Genomic DNA, 22,503 nt, shown 5'->3' with positions numbered 1-22,503 from the left:
GTACCGCTGCGTTTTGGGGCGGCCCTATGCGAATAGCGCTCTATGGGCCTATAGAAGCGGTTTTCAGCGGTCGATGAACCGCATGGCCTCGGCTCGGGTGGCGATATCGGTGCGGAAAAGGCCCCGCACCGCCGAGGTAACCGTGTTGGCCCCCGGCTTGCGGATGCCCCGCATCGACATGCACAGGTGCTCGGCCTCCACCACCACCAGAACGCCCCGGGGATTGAGTGCGTTTTCGATGGCGTCGGCGATCTGGGTGGTGAGCCGCTCTTGCACCTGGGGCATCCGGGAGTAGCCCTCAACCACCCGGGCCAGCTTGGACAGGCCGGTTATGCATCCGTCCTTGTTGGGGATGTAACCCACATGGGCCTTGCCCAGAAACGGAATGAGGTGGTGCTCGCAAAGCGAGTAGAGGGGGATGTCGCGCACCAGGATCATCTCGTCGTGGTCGGCCTCGAATTGGCGGGTCAGGTGGGAGGCGGGGTCTTCGTGGAGCCCCCCGCAGATCTGGCCGTACATGCGGGCCACCCGGCCCGGGGTGTCCAACAGGCCGTCTCGGTTGGGGTCTTCGCCAATGGCAGCCAGAATCTCCCGCACCGCGGCCTCAATCCGTGGTTGGTCTACTGAGCCGGTTTTCTTGTCGCCCATCGGCCACGACGGTAGTCCGGTAGTGGCGCATTCTCATCGTTGGGCGGCCGAGGCTTGAGGCCAGGCAATGCGCCGCACCAAGGGGGTAGTGTTCGAAACTCATGGTTAGGCGGCCCGCGCTGGATGGGGTTCAAGTAGTCGATCTGGGCTGGGGCATCGCCGGGGGCTATGCCACCAAGCTGCTGGCCGACGCCGGGGCCGACGTGGTGAAGGTGGAGCTGCCCGAGGGCGATCCGCTGCGGGGCTATTCGGCCTCCTTTGCCCCAGTGGATGACCACGGCCCACTGTTCCGGTTCTTGAACACCTCCAAGCGGAGCGTGGTGCTGGACTATCGGGTTGCTGAGGGTCGCGACCGGCTTATGGAGCTGTATGACACGGCCGACCTGGTGATCGAGCGGTCGGAGCCGGGCAAGCTAGAGGCCTTGGGGGTGGGCTGGGACGCGCTAGCTGAGCGGCGGCCCGACGCCACCATGGTGTCGGTATCCAACTTTGGCCGGGGCGGCCCGTGGAGCCAACGCCCGGCCAACGAGTTCACCCTCATGGCCATCGCCGGATCGACCGCAACCCGTGGCCAGCCAGGTCGCATCCCGTTCAACGCCGGGGGACGCATCGGAGAATGGATGGGCGGAGTGACCGCCGCGGTGGCGGCCACCGCCGCGCTGCGGCGGGCTCGGCGCACCGGGATGGGCGACCATGTGGACCTCTCCTTGCTGGAGACCATCACCCCCACCTGCACCAACGTGCAGACCCTGTGGGGCTCGTTCACCGGCGAATACGACACCCGGATTGCGTTGGAAGTTCCTTCGGTGGAGCCCACCCGCGACGGCTACGTGGGGTTCTGTGTGTTCACCGGCCAGCAATGGCAGGACTTCACCGTGCTGGTGGGTCATCCGGAGTGGGCCGACGATCCCCAACTGGCCACCATGGGCGGACGCATCGCCGCCGGTGAGACCATCGCCGGCGCCATCCGGGAGTGGACTTCGGCTCGTACTACCGAGGAAGTGGTGCGTGAGGCCATCCTGCTGCGCATTCCCGTCGCCCCCATCGGCAACGGCGCCAATCTGCCGGAGTTCGAGCAATTCGCCCAACGGGGGGTGTACGTGCCCCACCCCGGCGGTGAGTTCATCCAACCCCGGGTGCCCTATCGAAACAGTTCCCATCCGTCGGTGGACTTTCGCCCCGCCCCCCGCCTGGGCCAACACACCGACGAGGTGCTGGGCCAGTTGGGGGCGGACCCCGACGGAAGTGCCCCAGCCCTTCGAGAGGGCACCGACCCGAAGGCGTCGCCCAATTCCCTACCGCTCGAAGGAGTCCGGGTGGTGGACATGACCGCCTTTTGGGCCGGCCCCTACGGGGCCCTGGTTCTGGCCACCCTGGGGGCCGACGTCATCCACATCGAATCGGTGCAGCGGCCCGATGGGATGAGGTTCGGGTCGGCCCGCACCCCGGGCGATGACCAGTGGTGGGAGTACGGCCCCACCTTCCACCACGCCAACGTGGGCAAGCGCTCGGTGACCCTAGACCTGACCCGGACCGAGGGAATGGAGCTGCTGCATCGGCTCATTGGGGTGTCCGATGCCCTGGTGGAGAACTTCTCCCCCCGGGTGATGGATCAGTTCGGTTTGGACTGGGACACCGTCCACCAACTGAACCCCCGGCTAGTGATGGTGCGAATGCCGGCCTTCGGGCTCGACGGCCCGTGGCGCGATCGAGTGGGATTCGCCCAGACCATGGAGCAGGTCAGTGGCATGTGCTGGCTGAGCGGCTACCCCGACACCGCCCCCCAGCTGGCCCGAGGTCCGTCCGATCCACTGGCCGGACTGCACGCCGCTTATGCGGTGATCTGTGGCCTGCACGCCCGGGAGCGAACCGGCCTCGGCAGCTTCGTGGAGGCCACCATGGTGGAGACCGCGCTCACCGCCGCCGCTGAGCAGGTAGTGGAGTACTCGGCCACCGGCCATCTCATGGAGCGAGAAGTCAATCACCACCCCTATGCCTGCCCACAAGGGTTGTACGCCTGCTCCGATGGCCAACTCATTGCGCTCTCGGTAGAGACAGATCAGCATTGGGAGGGATTGTTGGAAGCCGTCCCCGAATTTGAGTTAGACCGGGTGCCAGCGTCACCGGCTCTGGCCGACCGGTTTGCCGTCCGCCACGAATTCGACGAGCGGCTCAGCCGATGGTGCGCCAACCAGCAGGCCGCCGATATCGTCGAGCGGCTCATCTCCTCTGGCGTGCCTGCCGCCGAAATGGTGATGAGCCGAGAGGGAGACCGCAACCCCCAAGTGAATGCCCGCGGCTTCTACGAGCCGATTGAGCACTCCCTGGCCGGCACCCATCGCTTCCCCGCCATGCCGGTCCGCTTCGGCCGCCAACCCGATCGCTGGTTCACCCGCCCCGCCCCCATCCTCGGCGAGCACAACGCCGAAGTGCTTGGCGGCCTGCTGGGAGTGGACGACGATGAACTGGCCCGCCTCGAGGCCGCCCAGATCATCGGCACCCGCCCCGCGTTCGCCGCCAGCGCGCCTGCTGTGTGATGTTCAACTCCCTGTTCAAATTGCGCAACCCCAATGCGAAAACTTCCCCCTAGACTGACCTCCACATGACCGCCACCGAGTCGAACCGCGACTACCGGCTCTCCGATCGATTCACAAACGATTACGGGACGGTCTTCCTCACTGGGATTCAGGCTATGGCTCGGCTCCCGCTGGAGCAGTTGCGTGCCGACCGGGCTGCGGGGCTCAACACTGCGGCGTTCGCCGCCGGATACCCAGGTTCCCCGCTGGGCGGGCTCGACTCCGCCCTGGAGCGGGCCGTGAGGGTTTCGGGGGAAACCGACGTGGTGCTGCGGCCGTCGGTGAATGAGGAATACGCGGCCACCGCAGTGATGGGCAGCCAACTCGCCGGTTCAAGGCCCGACGCCCGCTACGACGGGATTATCGGCATCTGGTACGGCAAGGCGCCCGGAGTCGACCGGGCCTCCGACGCCATCCGCCACGCCATGTTCGCCGGCACTGACCCCAAGGGCGGCGTGGTTCTGCTGGCCGGCGACGACCCCAACGCCAAGTCGTCCACCCTGCCGTCCACCTCGGCCGGGGTGCTGGCCGATCTCCACATCCCGGTGCTCTATCCCGGCGATCCAACCGACGTGTTGGAACTGGGCCGCCACGCCATCGCCATGAGCCGGGCCACCGGTCTGTGGGTGGGGATGAAGATCGTGGCCAACGTGGCCGACGGCTCGGCCAACGTGAGCCTCGATCCCGACCGGGTGCACCCCCAGATACCGCTGCACGAGGGCGCGCCCTACCAGCACCGCCCCGACCACCGGCTGCTTACCCCCTACACCCTGGACATCGAACGGGAGATCGTGGAGGTCCGCACCAACCTAGCTCTGGCATACGCCGAGATGAACCACCTCAACCGGGTGGTAGTGGACTCCCCCGACGCCTGGATCGGCATCATCTCCTCGGGCATCACCTACTGGGAGGTGCGCGAGGCGTTGGCGGTGATCGGCCTGGACAGTGACGAGGCGATCTCCAGCGCCGGCATCCGCATGCTGCGCATGGGCCTGCCCATTCCGTTCAACGCTTCCACCATCAGGGAATTCGCTGAAGGGCTGGAAGAGATCTTCGTCATCGAGGAGAAGACCCCCAACGTGGAGTCGAGGGCCAAAGACGCCCTGTACAACACCTCGCACCGGCCTCGAGTCGTGGGCGAGTACGACGAACACGACCGCCGCCTCATCAAGAGCCACGGCACCCTGCACGCCGACGACCTGGTGGGCCCGCTGCGCAGCCGACTGGCCCGCCTGGGCGACCGGTTGACCCCGGAACCCCCGGTGCGGGAGCGCATCCCCCTAGCGGTCAACCGCACCCCGTATTTCTGCTCGGGGTGTCCCCACAACCGCAGCACGGTCACCGACCCCGGCACCGCGGTGGGCGCGGGCATCGGCTGCCACACCATGATCCTGCTGGGCGGCGAGGACCGCTACGGCGACATTGCCGGACTCACCTGCATGGGCAGCGAGGGCACCCAATGGATCGGCATGGCCCCCTTCGTGGAAACCCCCCATTTGATCCAGAACATGGGCGACGGCACCTTCTTCCACTCCGGTCAGCTGGCCATGACCGCGGCCATCGCCGCCGGGGTGAACATCACCTACAAGCTGCTGTGGAACGGGGCGGTGGCCATGACCGGTGGGCAGAACCCCACCGGCGGCATCCCCCTCGACCGAGTGTGCCGGTCGCTCTTGGCCCAGGGCGTGGTCCGCATCATCGTCACCTCCGACGATCCGGGCCGCACCCGCCGACTCGGCCTTCCCTCCGAGGTAGATGTGAGAAACCGCACCGAGCTGGCCGAGGTGCAGAGGGAGCTGGCCAAGGTGGGCGGGGTGACCGTGCTCATCCACGACCAACGCTGTGCCGCCGAGCTGCGCCGCGACCGCAAGCGGGGCAAGATCAGCCCGCCCCAGACCCGGGTGGCCATCAACCACCGGGTGTGCGAGGGGTGCGGCCACTGCGCCGAGGTCTCCAACTGCCTGTCAGTCCAGCCATTCGACACCCCGTTCGGCCGCAAGACCACCATCGACCAGGACAGCTGCAATGTGGACCTGTCGTGCCTGGAAGGTGACTGCCCCGCATTCATCACCATCACCCGGCCCAAGCGCGCCCGGCGCCGACGCGCCTCCGGCCGCGACGAGCTGGTGGTCCCGCCCACGCCCATTCCCGCTCCGCCGGAGTCGGCCGGCATCGACGTGAACATCCACATCACCGGCATCGGCGGCACCGGGGTAGTCACCACCGGCCAGCTCATCGGCACCGCGGCCATGCTCGACGGTTCCAACGTGCAGGGGCTCGATCAGATCGGCCTGTCGCAGAAGGCCGGCCCGGTGGTCAGCGATCTCCGCATCACCCGAAGCGGCCGCACGGGCAGCAACCGGTTGGGCGACCGCCAAGCCGACCTGCTGCTGGCCTTCGACTTGCTGGTGGCGGCGTCGGCCACCGGCCTAGATGCGGCTGACGGGACCCGCACCGCCGTGGTGGGATCGTTAGACGTGGTGCCGCCCGGCTCCAAGACCGCCCACCCCGAGATAGACATGCCCACTGCCGAGGAACTGCTGGAGCGAGTGCGAGCCGAAACCAGGGGCGATGCCCAGTATTGGGCGGGCGCATCCGACCTGGCTCAAGCACTGGTGGGCGATGCGGTGGGGGCCAACGTGTTCGTGGTGGGCATGGCCGTGCAGACCGGTCTGCTGCCGGTGACGCCGGAGGCTCTGGAGACCGCCATCGAGCTCAACGGAGTGGCCGTGGAGCTGAACACCGCTGCGTTCCGCTGGGGCCGCTGGTGGGTGGCCGACCAGGCGATGGTCGAAACCACCACCGCAGGGCGCGGCGCTCCGGCGCCCGACGAGGCACAGACAATCGAGCACGACCATGCCGGCGTTTTAGGCCGGAAGCTAAGCGGCCGCATCGAGGAACTGGCCGACGGCGACACCGTTTTGGCCGCGGCCCTGGAGCTGTTCGCCGCCGAGTTGGTGCGGTTCCAGAATCGGGCCATGGCGGCCCGCTATCTGGACGCGGTGGCCGAGTTCGCCGTAGTGGAGCGGCAGGTGAACCCCGGCTCCGCCGCGCTGACCGCGGCGGTGGCCGCCGGTTTGTTCAAGCTCACCGCCTACAAAGACGAGTACGAGGTGGCTCGGCTCATGCTGGATCCCGACGGCCATGCGCCAGCGGTGGACGTCGCGCAGCCCGGCGACCGACTGGCCTGGCTGCTGCACCCACCCACCCTGCGGGCCATGGGTCGCAAGAGCAAGATCGCCCTGTCGACCGCACGTTGGCGTCCGCTCATGGCCCTATTGGCCAAGGGCAAGTGCCTGCGGGGAACCCCCTTCGACCCCTTCGGCCGGGCCAAGGTACGCCGCGAGGAGCGCCGCCTACCCGCCGAATACCTGGTGGCATTGCGCCAGGCCGTAGACGGCGCCGCCGGCCCTGAAGACCTGCAATCAGCCCAGGCTATAGCCGAGGCCGCCGACCTCGTCCGCGGCTACGAGGACATCAAGCTGGCCAACATCGAGCGCTTCCGAGCTGCCATCAGCCGATAGCTGACAAGCCCGCTCAGAGTTGGGCTTCGCGGGGGTCCCAGCGCTCGCGTGCCTTGTCGCCCACCCGGTTGAGGGCGAACACGGTCATGAACATCACGATGCCGGGCACAAACACCAAATGGGGGTGGTCCTGGTAACTCTCCTGGCCCGCCTCGATCATGTTGCCCCAAGTGGGTTCGGGGGGCTGGATGCCCACCCCCAGGAAGCTGAGCGAGGCCTCGGCCACAATCAGCACCGCGGTCACCAGGAAGGCATACGACACCATGGGCAGGGCCACGTTGGGCATCAGCTCCCGGAATATGACGCGCCGATCCCCCGATCCCATGGCCTTGGCCGCCAAGACGAACTCACGCTGGGCGAAGGTCAGCGTGTTGGCCCGGGCCAATCGGATGTAGGTGGGAATGCCCAGAAGCGACAGCTCCAGCGCCATGGTCCATTGATTCTGGGTGAACACCGTGGCCATGGCCACCAGCAGGATCAGCGGGGGAAACGCCAACATGGAGTCGGCCAGAATCCCCACCCCGCTGTCCAGCGGACCCCGGAAATAGCCCGCGGTGATCCCGATAACCCCGCCGATCAAAAGACCGATGGCCACCGCCCCCAGGCTGATGATCAGCGAGGTGCGGGCCCCCCACATGACCCCTCCGAGCATGTCGAGGGCCTGGATGTTCGTTCCTAGGGGATGTTCCGAGAACAAATCCGGGCGAAGCCTCGGGGTCTCCGCTAGCGCGTTCTTCACCAACTTCGACTCGGGAAGCGGCAGCCAAGCCACGGTGATGGCCGAAAGCCCGACCAGTGTCAACCAGAAACCCGACAACCACGCCGAAGTGTCGAAGCCCGAGCCCCAGCGCCTCTGGCACAGAGCATCCAAGCCAAAGTATCCGCCCACGATGCCAGCCAACACCAACGTGACCCTGATCTCGGCGGTCACATCGTTGAGCACCATGGTGCCCACGAAGATCGCCGCAATCCCGATGGGCAGCAGCGGCCAAAGCCAAATTGACCGAGGTTCGGCGCTGCGCGCTCGGACCTCTGGCTCGCCGGGGGCGACCGTTCCCAGCGCCGGGTCAGACACGGCCCCGCCTGATTCTCGGGTCGAGGTACTGATAGGAGATGTCGATGATGGCGTTCAGAAGCACATAGCCCACCGCCAACACCAGCACGCCGCCTTGCACGATGGTGTAGTTCTTGGGAATCACCCCGGTGCCCACGATCAGTTTGCCCAGCCCCTCCAAGCCGAAGATGGTCTCGATGATGACGGTGCCGCCGATGAGGCGGCCCAGCGTGATGCCGGCCACGGTGATGAGAGAGAACGACGACGGCCGCAGAGCGTCACGGAACAGGATCCGCCAGATGGGCATGCCCTTGGCCCGCGACGACAGCACGAACTGCTCTTGAAGGGTGGACAGCATGTCGGCCCGCAGAAGGCGGGTGAACACGGCGATCTCGCTCAGGGCCAGGGCCAGCGCAGGCAGGAACAGCGAGCGAATCTGCTCGCGCCAGTTGTCGTCGTAGCGATGGGAGGCCGTCCGAGGGAAGTCGGGCCATTGGACGAAGACCCAGAACAGCAATCCGGCAACCACCAACGTGGCGATGGCGTAACCCAACCACCCCGATACATCGGCTCGATCTTCAGCTAATCGCGTGATGGCCAGATAGACCAGCCGCAAGACAATGAGCCCAACCCCGATCACCCACAGCCAACGGGGAATGGACTCCCGGAACACGAAGAAGAAGATGAAAAGGAGTCCGGCCAGAAATGTCGGCACCGAGATGAAGCCGAACATGGTGCCGCTCACCAGTCGATCCACCCGAGTTCCGGCCGCCTGAGCCGACCAAACCCCCAAGAAGATGGCGATAGTGAACGACATGCCCAACGCCATGGCCGACAAGCGCAGCGTGGGTCCGACGCTGCGCTGGAGCAGGTCGGTTACCGGCTCATTGGGGGAGCGCAACGATTGGCCAAAGTCGCCGGTGACCGCACCGCCCAGCCAGTCCACGTACCGCTCAGTAGTAGGTTTGTCCAAGCCCAAGAGTTTGTTGACTGCCTCGTACTCCTCCCGGGTGGCATCGGCGCCCAGCATGTTCACCGCCGGGTCGCCGGGAATCAGGTCGATGAGAAAGAACGTGGCCAGCGAAACGAGGAAGAGCACCGGCACGAGCCTGACCAGCTTCAAGCCGATCACTCGTAGCACGGTGCTCTTCCTCCCCTAGAGCCTTATTGACTCCGAGTTGTCTTTATTCGAGTTAGTTCTCGATGTAAGCGTTGCCGAACAGGAAGATGGTGGCGCCTGCTCGCTGGACACCCTTGATGTTCGGTGCGAGCGCCAAGCCCTCTTCGGTCACCGAGTAGACCATGGCCGGCAGTTGCTCCGACCACACGCACTGCACTCCTGTCAATGCGGCCCGCTGGTCGTCCACATTCGCCGCGCCGTACAGCTCTCCCAGTGCGGCGTCCATGTCCGGGTGGGCGAATGCCATCCGGTTCGACCCGCTCGTTGAGAGAAGGTTGTCGTTGAGAGACGCAACCCATGTGGCGCCATCGGCATTGAAGCCCCATCCGGCCATCTCGTAGTCGGCCTGGATGATTACTCGGGGAATCAGGACGGTGGTCACGGGACCGAGGTCGACTTCGATGTCGAACCCAACGGCCTCCAGCATTCCCTCAACTGCCTGGGCAATCTCGGGGCCGGGGTCGGTGTCGGCATGTACCAGCAACATGGAGCCATCCCAGCCATCAGCCTTCACCTCTTCTACCAGCGCCGCGGCGGCATCAGGGTCGTAGGCCGGCGCCTGATCGGCGCATTCCTGCAACTCGGGAGACCACAACAGGGTTCCCTCAGCAGCGATGGCATTGGTGGTCTTGAGCTTGCCCTCAAAGGCCCGCTCGTTGATGATGTCCCGGTTGATGGCGTGGTGGATGGCCTGGCGGATTCTGATGTCCTTGCCAATCACCTCGGCACCGCGGACTCCCTGGTTGAACAGGAACAACCCGCCAACGTTCTGGTCCTCCGAGCTCAGCACCGCACCCGCCTCTCGGGCGTCGGCGAACACTCGCGGATCACGCAGGAAAGCGGCGTTGAAGTCGCCAGCCTGGAATGCCTCCCAGTTGGCCGTCGAGCTACCCGGGAAGGTGAACTCGATCTCCTCGATGCACACTGGGCCGCCCCAGTAGTTGTCCCGGGCTCGTAGCACCGTTCGCACGTTCGGCTCTACCTCGGCCACTTCGTAGGGGCCGAAGCTGGCGGCGTTGACCAGTTCAGGGGTGACCGCCATCCGGTTGCGGACCAGTCGGGCTGCGCTGGTCTCCTCGGTGGCGTTGGCCGCCTCTTCGTCCAGCAGCTGGGCGATAACCCGCGGGTTCACGATCATGCCGGGCTCGTCACCCAACAGCGTATGGAAGGTGCTCCACCCCCGATGGAGTCGGAATATGACGGTGCTGTCATCGGGGACTTCGGTGTTGTCGAAGTCGATCAGGGCCACCGAGCCGGCCGCCCGGTTGGTCATGCCGTCGCCACGAGAGTCGAAGAAGCGGAGCATCGAGTCGACCACGTCTTGGGCAACAAATGCATCGCCGTTGCCGTAGGTGATACCCGAGCGGATCTTCAGCGTCCACTCGGTGAAGTCATCATTGGGGGTCAACGACTCAGCGGCTTGGCCGTTGGACACACCAGACGCGGGGTCGAACGCCATCAAGACGTCCCACACGTTCACGATCTGGGTTCCGCCCACCAGGGCGCCGCTGCTGCCGGTTGGGTCCATGTTGGCGTTGGGCGAGAACACCGCGTAGTCGATCTTGGTGCCCGGCACGGTGGCTTCGCAGCCATCCATCATCTCCTCTTCTGCGGGCTCATCGTCGCCGTCGTCAGCGGGCGCCGGTGCGGGCTCATCGTCGCCGTCGTCAGCGGGCGCCGGTGCTGGCTCATCGTCGCCGTCGTCAGCGGGCGCCGGTGCTGGCTCATCGTCATCCGGCTGGGCGGGTGCTGGCTCATCTGGGCCAGTAGTCACCCCATCGTCATCATCATTGCCGCAGGCTGCGGCCACCAGGCCAAACACCATCAGCAGCGCCAAAAGCCTGAAAAGCCAGGAACGCATGTCACTTCCCCCTCGTGGATTGTGGTGCCGACACTCTAGGTAAACTCGGCTAAGGGGGCAACCGGAGACACCCGGTAGGTCAACAAGGTGTTTGAACAGCCCAATCTGCTCGCCTAGTCGAGAACCTCTTCGATGAACTCCCGCATGATGGCGGCGCATTCCTCGGGGTGCTCCAACTGGAGGAAGTGAGTGGATTCAGGCAGGAAGTCGTAGTCGACGCTGGAGATGTCGCTGAGGTTCAGCGATGGCAAATACGACGAGGGCACCGTGGGGTCGGCCCCGAGCACTTTGACCGGACAGCGGATCTTGGAGAAGTCGATGAACACTCCGTAGACGCTGGCGTAGGCAATTATCTGGGCCTCGTATTCGCGGGGGCATCGCAGCTCAAGCCCCTCGCCATCTGCGGATTCCCGGAGAGTGGTGTCGGCCAGAAGGTCGACTACGCCGGGCACTGCCGATTTGAACGTCGGAAAGACGCGATACAGATCGGTGAACGAACTCTTCGACTTGAATTGAAATGTGCGGCGGCTGGCCGATTTCGACATGCGAATGGCCGCCTCTTCGAAATCGAAGTAGTTCCTCCCTGGTTTGCATATGGGAGGGTCAAACAGAACGAGCGCCGAATACTGGCTGCCCTTGGATTCAGAAATGAGGGGTGTGAGCGTCGACACCGAGTGAAATACGCCAACCTGTGGTTTCGGGCCGAATAGCTCGTCGATCTCCTCGAGTATGCGGTCATGATCGCTGACCAGCGTCGGCACGCTGTGATTCTCCAGATCGCCGACCGTATTCCAACCATGGTTTCTCAAGTCGTGGACGATGAGATCGAAGTCTTGGGTCAGAAGCGACCAAAACGGATAGTAGAAGTCGATGGCCAGACCATTGCCATGGCTGAGAATCAGCCGAGTCCCATCGGGATTGCCATGGCGACGAAGCAAAACCGACGACTTGGAGTCCACTTGGACTTCGTGAATCGACCGCGGTTCGGGAACGCTCCAGACGGCATCTTGCTCCGTCACGATGATGGGCTTAGTTCATGAGCGACGGCGGCAGCAAAATCCTTGGTTCCGATATCTTCCAAACACCAAGACGTCCCGGGGATTTGAGCAAACTGGCCATTGCACCTGGTGGCCCCTTTGCGCATGTCTTCGGGTATCTCCAATTCTGCGACTTTCATCGAGAGACCCTTGCCGTGGGCTTTCACCAGCGCCTCTTTGATGGTCCAGAAACGGAAGAACATATACAGCTGCTCACAACCCTCAAGCGACTCCAGCTCAGCCTTTTCTCGAGGGCTGAACACGCCTTCGATGAGGTTATCGAGATTTCGGCGCGGGGTTCGCTCCTCAACGTCCACTCCAAGGCGACCCCCGGGAGCCACGGCAATCAATCCGTGGTTGCCGCTGTGGCTCACATTGAAGCTGATGGAGGCGGGCTGGCCGTCAACCAGAGCAAAGGGCTTGCCGTGTTTGGCGGCCTCGAAGGCCAATGACTCGTTGGGACAGCCGATTTCGCGGCACAAGACGGCCCGGAGCGCGGCGCGGCACAGCACGTAGCGTCGCTGAGCCACTGGGGCCTGAAATCGCTGCCAACGTGAGTGCTCCTCCCCGTCAAGCCAGGCAAGAGCTTCGGCCTCGCGCCCCTGATCGGGGACCAGGTCGACGTGAATTACGGCGATATCACCGATGCTTTTGAACGGGTACCACCAGCAGTCTGTGTCGCTGATCAACCAGCCGATTCGAGGTGATTGATGAGGTCTTGAGGGGTCAAGAGCTCGGCGAATTCCTCGGCCGAAATATCGGTGCCGAACTCCGAGTTGACCATCTGCCAAAACGCCACGATGTCAGAAGATGAGACACCCGTCTCGGCAACATTGCGAGTCAGGTCCAAAGGCTGACCGGCCTCTCGCCCCTCGATCTCAACCGTCTGGTCGACAATGGCCCTGATCCGCTCTTCGGTCGATGACATTGACTTGCTCCTTTGCAGCAAATTGATAGCGGGGAAAGTGTACCAACGGGCAAGAACATGTCAATCGTTCTCGACCCGGCGTGATCTAGTGGGACGCATCCACCCAATAGCGTTTCCGCTGGAAGGGATAGTCGGGCAGTGAGATCCGCCGACGGGCCTCGCCCCGGTACAGATCCTCGAACGGTACGGCGCGTCCTTCTGCGTATTGCGAGGCAAAGGCTTCCACCAAGCCATCGCCATCTTGCGGGGTCGCCGCCTCGCCGGACTGATCAGGATCTCGCTCATCCCCAGCCTCCACCACGGTCCGGAGCTGTTGGCGCAGCGACTCGGCATCGTGGAATACAACCGCGGCCCGACACGAGAAATGACTTCGCCCTGTGCTGGCCGTCCACGCCATGTCCGAGAGCAGCGGGTCGGTTGCCGCGCCAGCGGTAGCAAGCTCATCGCCATGCTCGTCGAGCCACGAGAGATACCGCTGGGCCAGCTCCTTCAGTGCCTCCGGCGTCTTGGCCGACAACGGCAGCAGCCTCTGGCTCGATGAGTTCGGCGGGCCTTCAGCCTCCGGACCATTTGGCGCCACCAGCTGCGATGGTCCCGCCGGCCGCCATGCCAGGCCTTGTCCGTCTGCATCATCGCCGACCGCGCCATAACCCTCGACCACGATGTGGGCATTGGTGCCGGAGATGCCATAGGCGTTCACCGCGGCCAACGACTGGCGACCCTCCTTTTGCGGCCAGTCGACCTCTTCAGTGGCAATCTTCAGCGGCGTTCTCTCCCAATCGATCTCGGGACTCGGATCTGTGTAGTGCAGGTGCCTGGGAACTGTTCCGTGCCTCATCCCCAGCACCACCTTGATCAGGCTGGCCATGGCCGACGCGCCTTCCAAGTGGCCGATATTGGTCTTCACCGAACCAATCCAAACCGGTCGGTCCTCCCGGCGACCTGGGCCATAAACGGCGGCTAGGGCGCTCGCCTCTATCGCATCGCCCACGGCCGTACCCGACCCGTGCGCCTCGACATAGTCAATCTCTTGTGGATCGACTCCGGCGCGGGCCAGCGCCTCGGCCATGACCCGCTCCTGTGCCCGCCCGCTGGGAACGGTGACCGCCAGTCCCGACCCGGTCTGATTCACCGCTGAGCCCCTGACAACGGCCCAAATCCGGTCGCCGTCGTCGGTGGCATCGCTGAGCCGCTTCAACACCACAACACCGCACCCCTCGCCGCGCACATAGCCGTCGGCCGAGGCGTCAAACGACTTGCATTGTCCCTGCGACGAGAGCATGCCCGACTCGACGAGGGCGCCGGTGACCCCGGAGGAGAGCGTTATGTTGGCGCCTCCGACCAAAGCCACGTCTATTTCTCCGCGTCGGAGGCTCTCCACCGCTTGATGAATGGCCACCAGCGACGAGGCGCAGGCCAAATCCAACGGCACCGCCGGTCCTTCAAGGCCCAGCGAGAAAGCAACACGGCCTACGGTGACGCTTCCCGCGGTGTTGAGGTGGGCCCCGACTCGACCGCTCTTCTCGATGACGCTCCGATACTCGCTGACACCGAGTCCCGCGTACACGCCACCTCGGCTCCCTTTCAGGCGTTCGGGATCGATGGCGGCATCCTCAATGGCCTGCCAACTTGTCTCCAACAGCAGCCGTTGCAAGGGGTCTATGGTCCAGGCCTCCTTGGCCGTCACCCGGAAGAATTGGGCATCAAAGGAGTCGATGCCGTCTATGAACGAACCTGTTCGGTAGGCGGCATCGTCGGCGGACGGGTCGCCGGGGACGCCCTCCCACAAGCCGCCGTCTTGGCGCCCGTCGGTGACCGTGTTCTCCCCGGTCTCCAGCAGGCGCCAATAGGCCGACAGATCCTCCGCTCCGGGGAACCGACAGGCCATGCCGACAATGGCAATCTCCTCCTCATCCGACTGGACAAGCCGAGGCAGGGAGATTTCCACTGCTTCTGCGGGTTCGGCGACTTCACCCCCCTGCCCGAATTCATTGGACAGGTGGCGGGCCAGACCAGTGATGTTCGGATAGTTGAATATTGCCGTGTTGGACACGGTGCACTCGCCGGCGAATGCCCGGTTCAGTCGGTTTCGCAGCTCAACCACCATGAGCGAGTCCATGCCCAGATCGGCGAACACCGCCGATGTTTCCGGCAGCTCCGGCAGCCGCATGACGGCCTGAAGCTCCCGCTGCAAGAACGAGACCAGGGTTTCCTCCCGTTCCGCGGCCTTCGCCCCCCGGAGCTGGTCCAGCACATCGGCCGCCGACTCCTGGGATCCGGCCGTAGCGCCGCCGCTGGCCGAGAGCAGTTCTTCCCATAATGGCGACCCAGCTTCGGGGCCCTCAGCCACCACCTGCCAGTCGACCGCCGCCACCATGGCCATGGTCACGTCCTGGCGCACCAAATGGTCGAACGCCTTCACTCCCTGTTCGGGGGAGATCCACCCCCGGCCACCGGCCTCGAGTTGGGCCCCGATCCGCTCCCGCTGCTCTTCGGCCTCGCCCAGTCCCGACCATGCTCCCCAGGCGATCGCCTGCCCGGGTAGACCCAGCGAGCGGCGGTGGGCGGCTAGTTGGTCCAAGAACGCATTGGCCGCAGCGTGATTCGCCTGCCCTGGATTGCCCCGCACACCGGCGGCACTGGAGAACAATACGAACATGTCCAGATCGAGATTTTCGGTGGCCCGATGCAGATGCCAGGCCCCCAGCATCTTCGGCCACAACACCTCTTCGAATTTGTCCCAGGTCTGGTTGGAGAGCGCCCCGTCCGAAAGCGCACCCACGCTGTGGATCACGCCCCCGAGCGGCGGCAGGTTGGCATCGATCCGGTTCAGCATCTGGTCGATGGCCTCTGAATCGGTCACATCGGCCAGCTCCACGGTCACCGCCGCTCCCTGCCGGCGAAGCTCTTCGATCGCTTCCTCCGCTTCGGGGTCGGGATCCCGGCGCCCGTTTAACACGATGGCCCCGGCCCCCCGGTCGGCCAGCCATCGGGCCACCGCAATTCCGATTCCCCCCAAACCGCCGGTCACCAGATAGGTCCGGTCGTCTCGCAGCCGTCCGGTCTCAAGCGCCGAATTGGCCAAGACCATCTTGCCGATGTGCCGGGCGGCCTGCATGTACTTCATCGCCGAATTCGCCTCGACCAGCGACCACCGAGTGTGTACCAATGGCACGAGCTGCCCGGTTGAAACCTGGTCCATCACCCGCCTCAGGGAGTCACCTGCCTGGGCTTGATCGCTCTCTTTGAGAACGTCCAACTCCAATATCCAGTAGGCAACGTCAGGGCGCGCCGCCGCCATCTCTTCGTGGCTGAGGATTTCCACCCGAGCCATCTCCACGAACCGCCCACCCTGGGCCAGACACGACAGGCTGGCATCGATGAAGCCGGGACCGGTCAGGCTGTTCAGCACCATGTGAACACCCTCGCCCCCCGTGGCTTGGAGGATTTCCTCACCGAACTTGGTCTGGCGGCTGTCGAAGACGTGCTTGACGCCCAGCGATTTCAGATAGGCCTGCTTGGGAGCGCTGGTTGTGGCGAAGACCTCGGCGCCAATAGCTTGAGCAAGCTGCACCGCCGCCATCCCCACGCCGCCGGTCCCGGCGTGGATAAGCACCCGCTCTCCCGCCTTCAGGTCGGCCATGGTGAACGAGAGCTCGGCCGACACGAATGCGGTGGGGATCGTGGCCAGCGCCGTGGCCGGAATTCCGGCGGGCACCGGAGCCACCATCTCCTCTCGGGTAACCGCGTCGGAGCCGAACGTCCCGAATGCCAGGCCCACCACCCGCTCACCAACGACGACCGATGAGACATCAGCGCCGACTTCGATCACCTGGCCGCAGAACTCCCCGCCCAACAGTCCCTCTTCGATGACCCCCAGCGAGCGGAACATGTCCCAGAAGTTGAGACCGGCCGCTTCCACTGCCACCCGCACCTCTCTGGGCTCTAATGGCGCGGCCGGATGGGACGCCGGATGGATCCCGTCGAGGTCGCCGTCGGCGTCGGGAGCCAGCAGCCATTTCGCCTCCCCTGCCGGGTCGGGCAGGCGGGGTCGTCCCGATCCCTCTCCAGCTCGGGCCAGCCGAGCTGCTTGCCGCAGTCCCGTGCGATAGGCGATGTGGTTCTCCGCATCAGGATGAAGCAGCTCGTTGGCCAATTCCGACAGCGGTGCCGGCCGGCTGGGATCCAGATCGATCATCCTCGGATTCAGGTGGGGCGCCTCGCGGCCCACCACCTTGCCGAACCCCCAGAGCAGCGCACTGGCTATGCCCTCGGCGCGTTCGTGTTCCAACACCTGCGCTCCCCGGGTGACCAGCCAGACTCCGTTTTCCGGAGTGGCATCAGCGTCTCCAATTCCCTGGAAGAGCGCCAACGCAGTCTGTCCAGCCTGGGTCGCATCTTCGGCCAGCTGCCCGGTGGTTACCTGTGATCCCTGACTGTCCAGTGAGGCCAAGTGAACGACCCCACGGAGTACCGCATCGGGGGGAAGACCCTCAAAGAGCGACTGCCACGACTCGCGTTGGATCATGGGCAGGGATGACCTGACGACTCCTGGTTTGTCCGGCAACGGTCCCACGTCAGTTGAAGCACCATCGCCGACCAGCACCACCGTCTGGTTCTTGGCGGCCAACTCCAGCCCGAGGTATTCGGCTGTGCCGAACGAGTCCGCGGCCAGAACCCATACCCCGCCCAATTCGCTGACCTTGGCCGGCCCTTGCGCCACGATCACCCCGCGGTCGGGCTCTTGAGCGGTGTCAGACCGGCCTACGCCGACTACGTCAGCTTCAATGAATCCGGCATCGCTCAGGGCCTGTTTCCACACGGCCGGGCCGGCCAGGGCATGATGCGGGCGATAGTCGTCGACAAACCGCCACCAGCCGTCAAGTTGGCCGAACGTCAAATCTAGCCAGCCTTGGCCCCGCAGGTTCTCCAACGCCACCAGTTGGCCCGACGGCGCCAGCAGCCGCCGACAATGGTCCAGCGTCTCGATCAGGTAGCGGGTGGCGTGGAGCACGTTGGACGCGATGACCAGGTCGTAGCCGTGATTGTCGAAGCCCTGCTCTATGGGGTCGACCTCGATGTCCAGCACCCGGTAGTCGATCGAGGCCTCGGCGCCGCCAAAGCGGGCCTCTGCCTCCGAGAAAAAGCCGGCAGAAATATCGGTGTAGACGTAGTCGAAGCGCCCTTCCGGCAACTCTGGCAGCACCGACGCCGTGGCCGACCCGGTGCCCGCTCCCACCTCCAGCACTCGCAGCCGCCTGCTTTCCGGCAAGTCAGCCAATAGAGCGGCCACCGCGTCGCCCAGCATCCGGTTGGCGGCCTGGGCTACCGGGGCCTTCAGATAGAGGTCGGCCGCACTCGGCTCGCCGCTGCTGAACAACAGCGTCAGCGGATCGGCGTCGCCCACCAGCACGTCGGGCAGAGCCCCGGCGCTTCGCCGGAACAGCCCGATCTCGGTTGACCCGTGGGGATACTGGCCCTCCATCTCGTCGGCCAACCCCGGGGGATCGCTGGCCAGCACTTCGGGCAAGGGGTCGTTCGAACCCATGACCACGGAGAAATCTTGGCCGGTCTCTTCCAGCACACCGGCCTTGGCCATCATCTCGAGCATTCGGCGGAACAGGCGACCGTGCTCGGAAGCAACCCCCAACTGCTCACGCAGGTCTTCGGGATTCACCGTTTCGCCGGCGGTGCGTACCCACCCCAGCCGGTCCAGTGCCAGGCGGGCGTACGACCACGCCAGCCGCTCGAGGTCGGACAACAACGCGGTCCGGCTTTCAGCCCCCACGCCCTCAGCCGCCATGTACTGGGAGAACGGCTCCGACCCGTCGGCGATGGCGGTCGGACGGGGCAGGAAATCGGCGGGCAGGATTCCGGGAGCGAGAGGTTGGTCTCGCCAGACAATCTCATAGAGAAGATCGTCCAAGCCCCCCACGGCCGACATCAGTGCGGCCCGGGTGGCCCGCTTCACCGTGTAGCCGCTCAATCCCCCGAGTACGGCACCGCGCCGGTCGCAGAACACCAGATCGCCGGTCAAGACCTCCGGGATCCCGACAACTTCCTCCTCTGCTTCCCGCAGGCGGGCATGGCAGACCAACTGGTCAGGCAATGGCCCGTTGAGCCACAAGCTCTCCCAACCAAAGGGCAAATAGGCCACCCCGTCTGCAGAAGTCGCCATGCTGCGAGCCTCGGCCATGACCTGGAAGCACCCGTCCAGCAGCAGCGGGTGTACTTCGACGCCGTCTAGATCAACGGTCTCCGGCAATGACAGTTCGCCCATCGCTTCGCCCTCAGCAGCCCACAGCGCCCGCAGAGTGCGGAAAGGAGGACCGAGCTCCACGCCGGTGCTCGCCCGCGAGCGATAGAACTCCGAGACGTCCTTGGAATCCAATCTGGACTTCAGCTCGTCCAAATCAACGCGGTCGGTCGCGTCAGGCCTCACCGCTTCGGCATTGGCGAGGCCTTCGGCGTGCTGCGTCCACCCGTCTTCACCTGGGCCACGGCTATAGATCTCAAAACGAGCGGGGGCGTTGGGATCAGCTTCGTCAATGACGAGCTGCACTTGGCGACCTTCGGACTCTGCCCCCTCGTCCGAATCCGGCTCCGCAAAGACCATGGGACTGTGCAGTTGAAGGTCCTCAACCATGAGGGTCCCTGAGCTGCGAGCCAAAGGCGTCGACGACCGTCTGTTCCCGTTGGCGACCACGGCGGCCACCGCCATGGTGCCGTACAGCGCGCCCGGGGTGATCACCTGGCCGTAGACCCGATGATCGTTCAGCCAGGCTGGATCGGATGGGTCCATCTCCGTCTCAAACTGGACTTCGCCGCGAGGAGATTCGTGGCGGACGCCGAGCAGTGGATGCCCGGCACTTGATCGACGGCGCTTCGGGGCTTCCACCCAGTGGCGCTGACGCTGGAACGGGTAGCCGGGGATCGAGATGCGGCGTCGGGTTTCGCCCCCGAATTGGCCTTCAAAGCAAATGTCGAGACCGGCCTGGTACGCGCCGATTACCGCATCAAGGAACCCGCATCCGTCTTCTGGGGCCGGAGTTCGATCGGAGGGTCGCTTCATGCTCGACACCACGTTCGGCTCGGCACTGTCGGCTTGCTCTGGCCAAGACAGAACCGTCATGGGTCCGAGCACTGCACCGGGGCCCACTTCGATGACCGCTTCCACCCCCAAATCGGCCAGCGCCTCGACACTTCGCCGATATTCGACCGGCTGGCGGATTTGGCGACCCCAATACTCCCCGTCCATTGCTTGGCCCTCTTCGAGCAATTGGCCGGTCATGCTGCTCACCAGCGTGATCGATGGCGCGGCAATCGCAATTCCGGGAACTAGCGCCTCGACATCGTCCGAAATCGGATCCATCATGGCGCTGTGGTAGCCGGCGCTCCCCTCCAACCGCCGAACCCGCACGTCGTCGGCTTCAAATCGCGATAGCAGAGCCTCGACGTCCGCAGTCGGACCGCTCACCATCAGGTGAGCCCCGTTGTCGGCGGCAATGGCCAGCCGGGGGTCGCCCGAGGCGGCGCACTGCTCCTCCACCGCAGCCGCCACTTCGGATGCCGGGGCAAAAACCGCAGCCATCGCACCGGGCTCTGACAACTCCGACATGAGCTTGCCGCGCCCCGCGACAAACCGAAGGCCGTCTTCCAGGCTGAGCACGCCCGCGGTGTGGGCCGCCGCAAACTCGCCCAGGCTGTGCCCGACCACCACGTCGGGCCGAACCCCCAAGCTCGACCACAGTGCGGTCAGCGCGCACTCCAACGAATAGATGGCGGGCTGGGTCCACGCCGGATCGTCCAAGTCTCCTTCAGCGTCGGGCCTGCCGAACATCACGGCCAGCAGCGACGTGCCGCGCTCTTGTTGGAAGACCTCCTCGCAGCGATCCAATACCGCTCTCACCACCGGCTCGCTCTGGTAGAGCGTCTCCCCCATCCCAACCCACTGGCTGCCCTGGCCGGTGTAGGCGAACGCCAACTTGGGATCAGCCCGCGACCCGGTTGCATCGTCATCGGATGCCACCAGCGCCTCAAGCTTGCTGCGCAGCGACTCGGCATCGGTGAACACCACGCCGGTTCGATGGGAGTAATGGCTGCGCCCCATACCGGCCGTCCAGGCCATGTCAGCCAGCATCTCCCCCGATGGGTGGTCAACTTCGTAGTCCAACCACTGGAGATAGCCCTGGGCCAGCTCTCTTAGGGCTTTGTCCGACTTCGCCGACAAGGGCAGCAGCCTCGCCGGGCGCTCGGCGGCCGTGTCGTCTTCTGCCATGGGCGACGGTTCGCCCGCGGTGGACACGGCGATGGGCAATAGAGGACCAACCGGCCAGCGCTCCTCGCCGGGCTGGGCTGGTTCGCGATCGCCGTTCCCGTAGGCCTCCACGATGACGTGGGCGTTGGTGCCCGACCAGCCGAATCCGCTCACCCCGGCGATGGGCGCCCGTTTGGAATGGTGGGGCCAGGGGGTGGGCTCAGACGTCACCCGCAGCGGCACCTGGTCCCAATCGATCTCCGGGGTAGGATTCTCGAAGTGCAGGTGCGGGGGAATCACCCCCTGCTTCATCGACAGCATCACCTTGACCAAGCCCGCCACACCGGCGGCCGGCTCCAGGTGGCCCACGTTGGTCTTCACCGAACCGATGAGCAGCGGCTGATCGGGGTCGCGCTCGGTGCAATAGGCCGCCGCGACCGCGCCCAATTCGATGGGATCGCCCACCGGCGTTCCCGTCCCGTGGGCCTCCACATAGTCCACCTGCGACGACTCAATCCCCGCCCGGGCCAATGCCTCCTCGATCACCCGCTCTTGGGCCTCGCCGTTGGGCACGGTCAAGCCTGTGCTGGCGCCATCCTGGTTCAGCGCCGACCCCCGGATGACGCCCCAGATCCGGTCGCCGTCAGCCTCGGCCTCGCTCAACCGCTTCAGCACCATGATTCCGCAGCCCTCGCCCCGCACATACCCGTTGGCCGCGGCATCGAAAGTCTTGCACCGCCCGTCCGGGGCCAGCATCCCGGCGTTGCCCCGCATTTCGAACAGCCGGCTGGACAAGATGGCGTGTACTCCACCGGCCAGAGCCAGATCGGCCTCCCCCCGCTGGAGCCCCGAAACCGCTTGGTGTACTGCGGTCAGCGACGAGGAGCAGGCGGTGTCCACCGAGATGGCGGGGCCTTGCAGACCCAGCGCAAAGGCCACTCGACCAATGGCGGTGTTGTAAGACGTGCCGCTCACCGAATACAAGCTCTCTGCGGCCTCGGCGGTGGCGCTGTCGGTCAATATCAGCCCGCGGTAGTCGTTGTTGCTGATCCCGGCGTAGACCCCGGTGCGGCTGCCGCGGAGTTGATCGGGGTCGATGCCCGCGTCCTCCAGGGCCTGCCAGCTCATCTCCAGCATCAACCGCTGCTGAGGATCCAAAAACTGAGCTTCGACCGGCGAAATCCGGAAGAACGAGGCGTCGAACTGGTCGATGTTGTCGATGAACCCGGCGAATCGACAGGCGTCGTTTTGCACTCCAGGGTCTTGGAACAGCTCTCCGATTCGCCCCACACCTGAGCCGGGGACGCCCTCGGTTACCGCGTTCTCGCCGGCCTCCAACAGGCGCCAAAACGCCGACAAATCGTCGGCCCCGGGAAATCGGCAGGCCATTCCCACCACTGCGATCGGCTCTCCCGATCTCGTGATCAAATCGTTCATC

Annotated in this window: 10 protein-coding genes; 2 read left to right on the top strand and 8 right to left on the bottom strand. The window is 65.0% G+C overall.

Annotation, left to right across the window (positions count from 1 at the left end; genetic code table 11):
- Positions 1–63: 63 nt before the first annotated feature.
- Positions 64–648 (bottom strand): GTP cyclohydrolase I FolE, encoded by a 585-nt coding sequence (gene folE, locus ACOGXH_RS03325; RefSeq protein WP_419927699.1) that lies wholly within the window; start codon positions 646–648, stop codon positions 64–66.
- Between the two features lie 101 nt (positions 649–749).
- On the opposite strand from folE, the gene ACOGXH_RS03320 reads away from it, so the two are divergent.
- Together ACOGXH_RS03320 and ACOGXH_RS03315 are read left to right on the top strand one after the other, a co-directional pair.
- Complete coding sequence (locus tag ACOGXH_RS03320; protein WP_419927698.1) at positions 750–3,185, top strand: CaiB/BaiF CoA transferase family protein; 2,436 nt, start codon at positions 750–752, stop codon at positions 3,183–3,185.
- 65 nt (positions 3,186–3,250) lie between these two features.
- Entirely contained in the window at positions 3,251–6,748 is a 3,498-nt protein-coding gene (locus ACOGXH_RS03315) for an indolepyruvate ferredoxin oxidoreductase family protein (protein ID WP_419927697.1), read from the top strand.
- Positions 6,749–6,761: 13 nt separating this feature from the next.
- Here the strand turns inward: ACOGXH_RS03315 and ACOGXH_RS03310 are convergent, their stop codons facing one another.
- The 7 genes from ACOGXH_RS03310 to ACOGXH_RS03280 all read right to left on the bottom strand — a co-directional run bounded on the left by ACOGXH_RS03310 (position 6,762) and on the right by ACOGXH_RS03280 (position 22,502).
- The gene (locus ACOGXH_RS03310) at positions 6,762–7,823 is read right to left on the bottom strand and encodes an ABC transporter permease (RefSeq protein WP_419927696.1); all 1,062 of its coding nucleotides are present in this window, start codon (positions 7,821–7,823) and stop codon (positions 6,762–6,764) included.
- Positions 7,816–8,934 (bottom strand): ABC transporter permease, encoded by a 1,119-nt coding sequence (locus ACOGXH_RS03305; protein WP_419927695.1) that lies wholly within the window; start codon positions 8,932–8,934, stop codon positions 7,816–7,818. Before ACOGXH_RS03305 ends, ACOGXH_RS03310 begins: the two co-directional genes overlap by 8 nt.
- A gap of 61 nt (positions 8,935–8,995) precedes the next feature.
- The gene (locus ACOGXH_RS03300) at positions 8,996–10,843 is read right to left on the bottom strand and encodes an ABC transporter substrate-binding protein (RefSeq protein WP_419927694.1); all 1,848 of its coding nucleotides are present in this window, start codon (positions 10,841–10,843) and stop codon (positions 8,996–8,998) included.
- Between the two features lie 113 nt (positions 10,844–10,956).
- On the bottom strand, positions 10,957–11,862 hold the full coding sequence (locus ACOGXH_RS03295) for an alpha/beta fold hydrolase (protein WP_419927693.1): 906 nt from the start codon (positions 11,860–11,862) through the stop codon (positions 10,957–10,959).
- Positions 11,859–12,569 carry a 4'-phosphopantetheinyl transferase family protein gene (locus ACOGXH_RS03290; RefSeq protein WP_419927692.1) on the bottom strand — a complete coding sequence of 237 codons (711 nt, stop codon included), beginning with the start codon at positions 12,567–12,569 and terminating at the stop codon, positions 11,859–11,861. Before ACOGXH_RS03290 ends, ACOGXH_RS03295 begins: the two co-directional genes overlap by 4 nt.
- On the bottom strand, positions 12,566–12,808 hold the full coding sequence (locus ACOGXH_RS03285) for a phosphopantetheine-binding protein (RefSeq protein WP_419927691.1): 243 nt from the start codon (positions 12,806–12,808) through the stop codon (positions 12,566–12,568). Before ACOGXH_RS03285 ends, ACOGXH_RS03290 begins: the two co-directional genes overlap by 4 nt.
- Positions 12,809–12,893: 85 nt before the next feature.
- Positions 12,894–22,502 carry an SDR family NAD(P)-dependent oxidoreductase gene (locus tag ACOGXH_RS03280; RefSeq protein ID WP_419927690.1) on the bottom strand — a complete coding sequence of 3,203 codons (9,609 nt, stop codon included), beginning with the start codon at positions 22,500–22,502 and terminating at the stop codon, positions 12,894–12,896.
- Position 22,503 lies beyond the last annotated feature (1 nt).

Origin of the sequence: Candidatus Poriferisocius sp. (assembly GCF_965208355.1) — a bacterium.
GTDB lineage: Bacteria > Actinomycetota > Acidimicrobiia > Acidimicrobiales > Bin134 > Poriferisocius.
The sequence above is the reverse complement of the archived record's forward strand: the minus strand, read 5'-3'. Positions and strand labels throughout refer to the sequence as shown.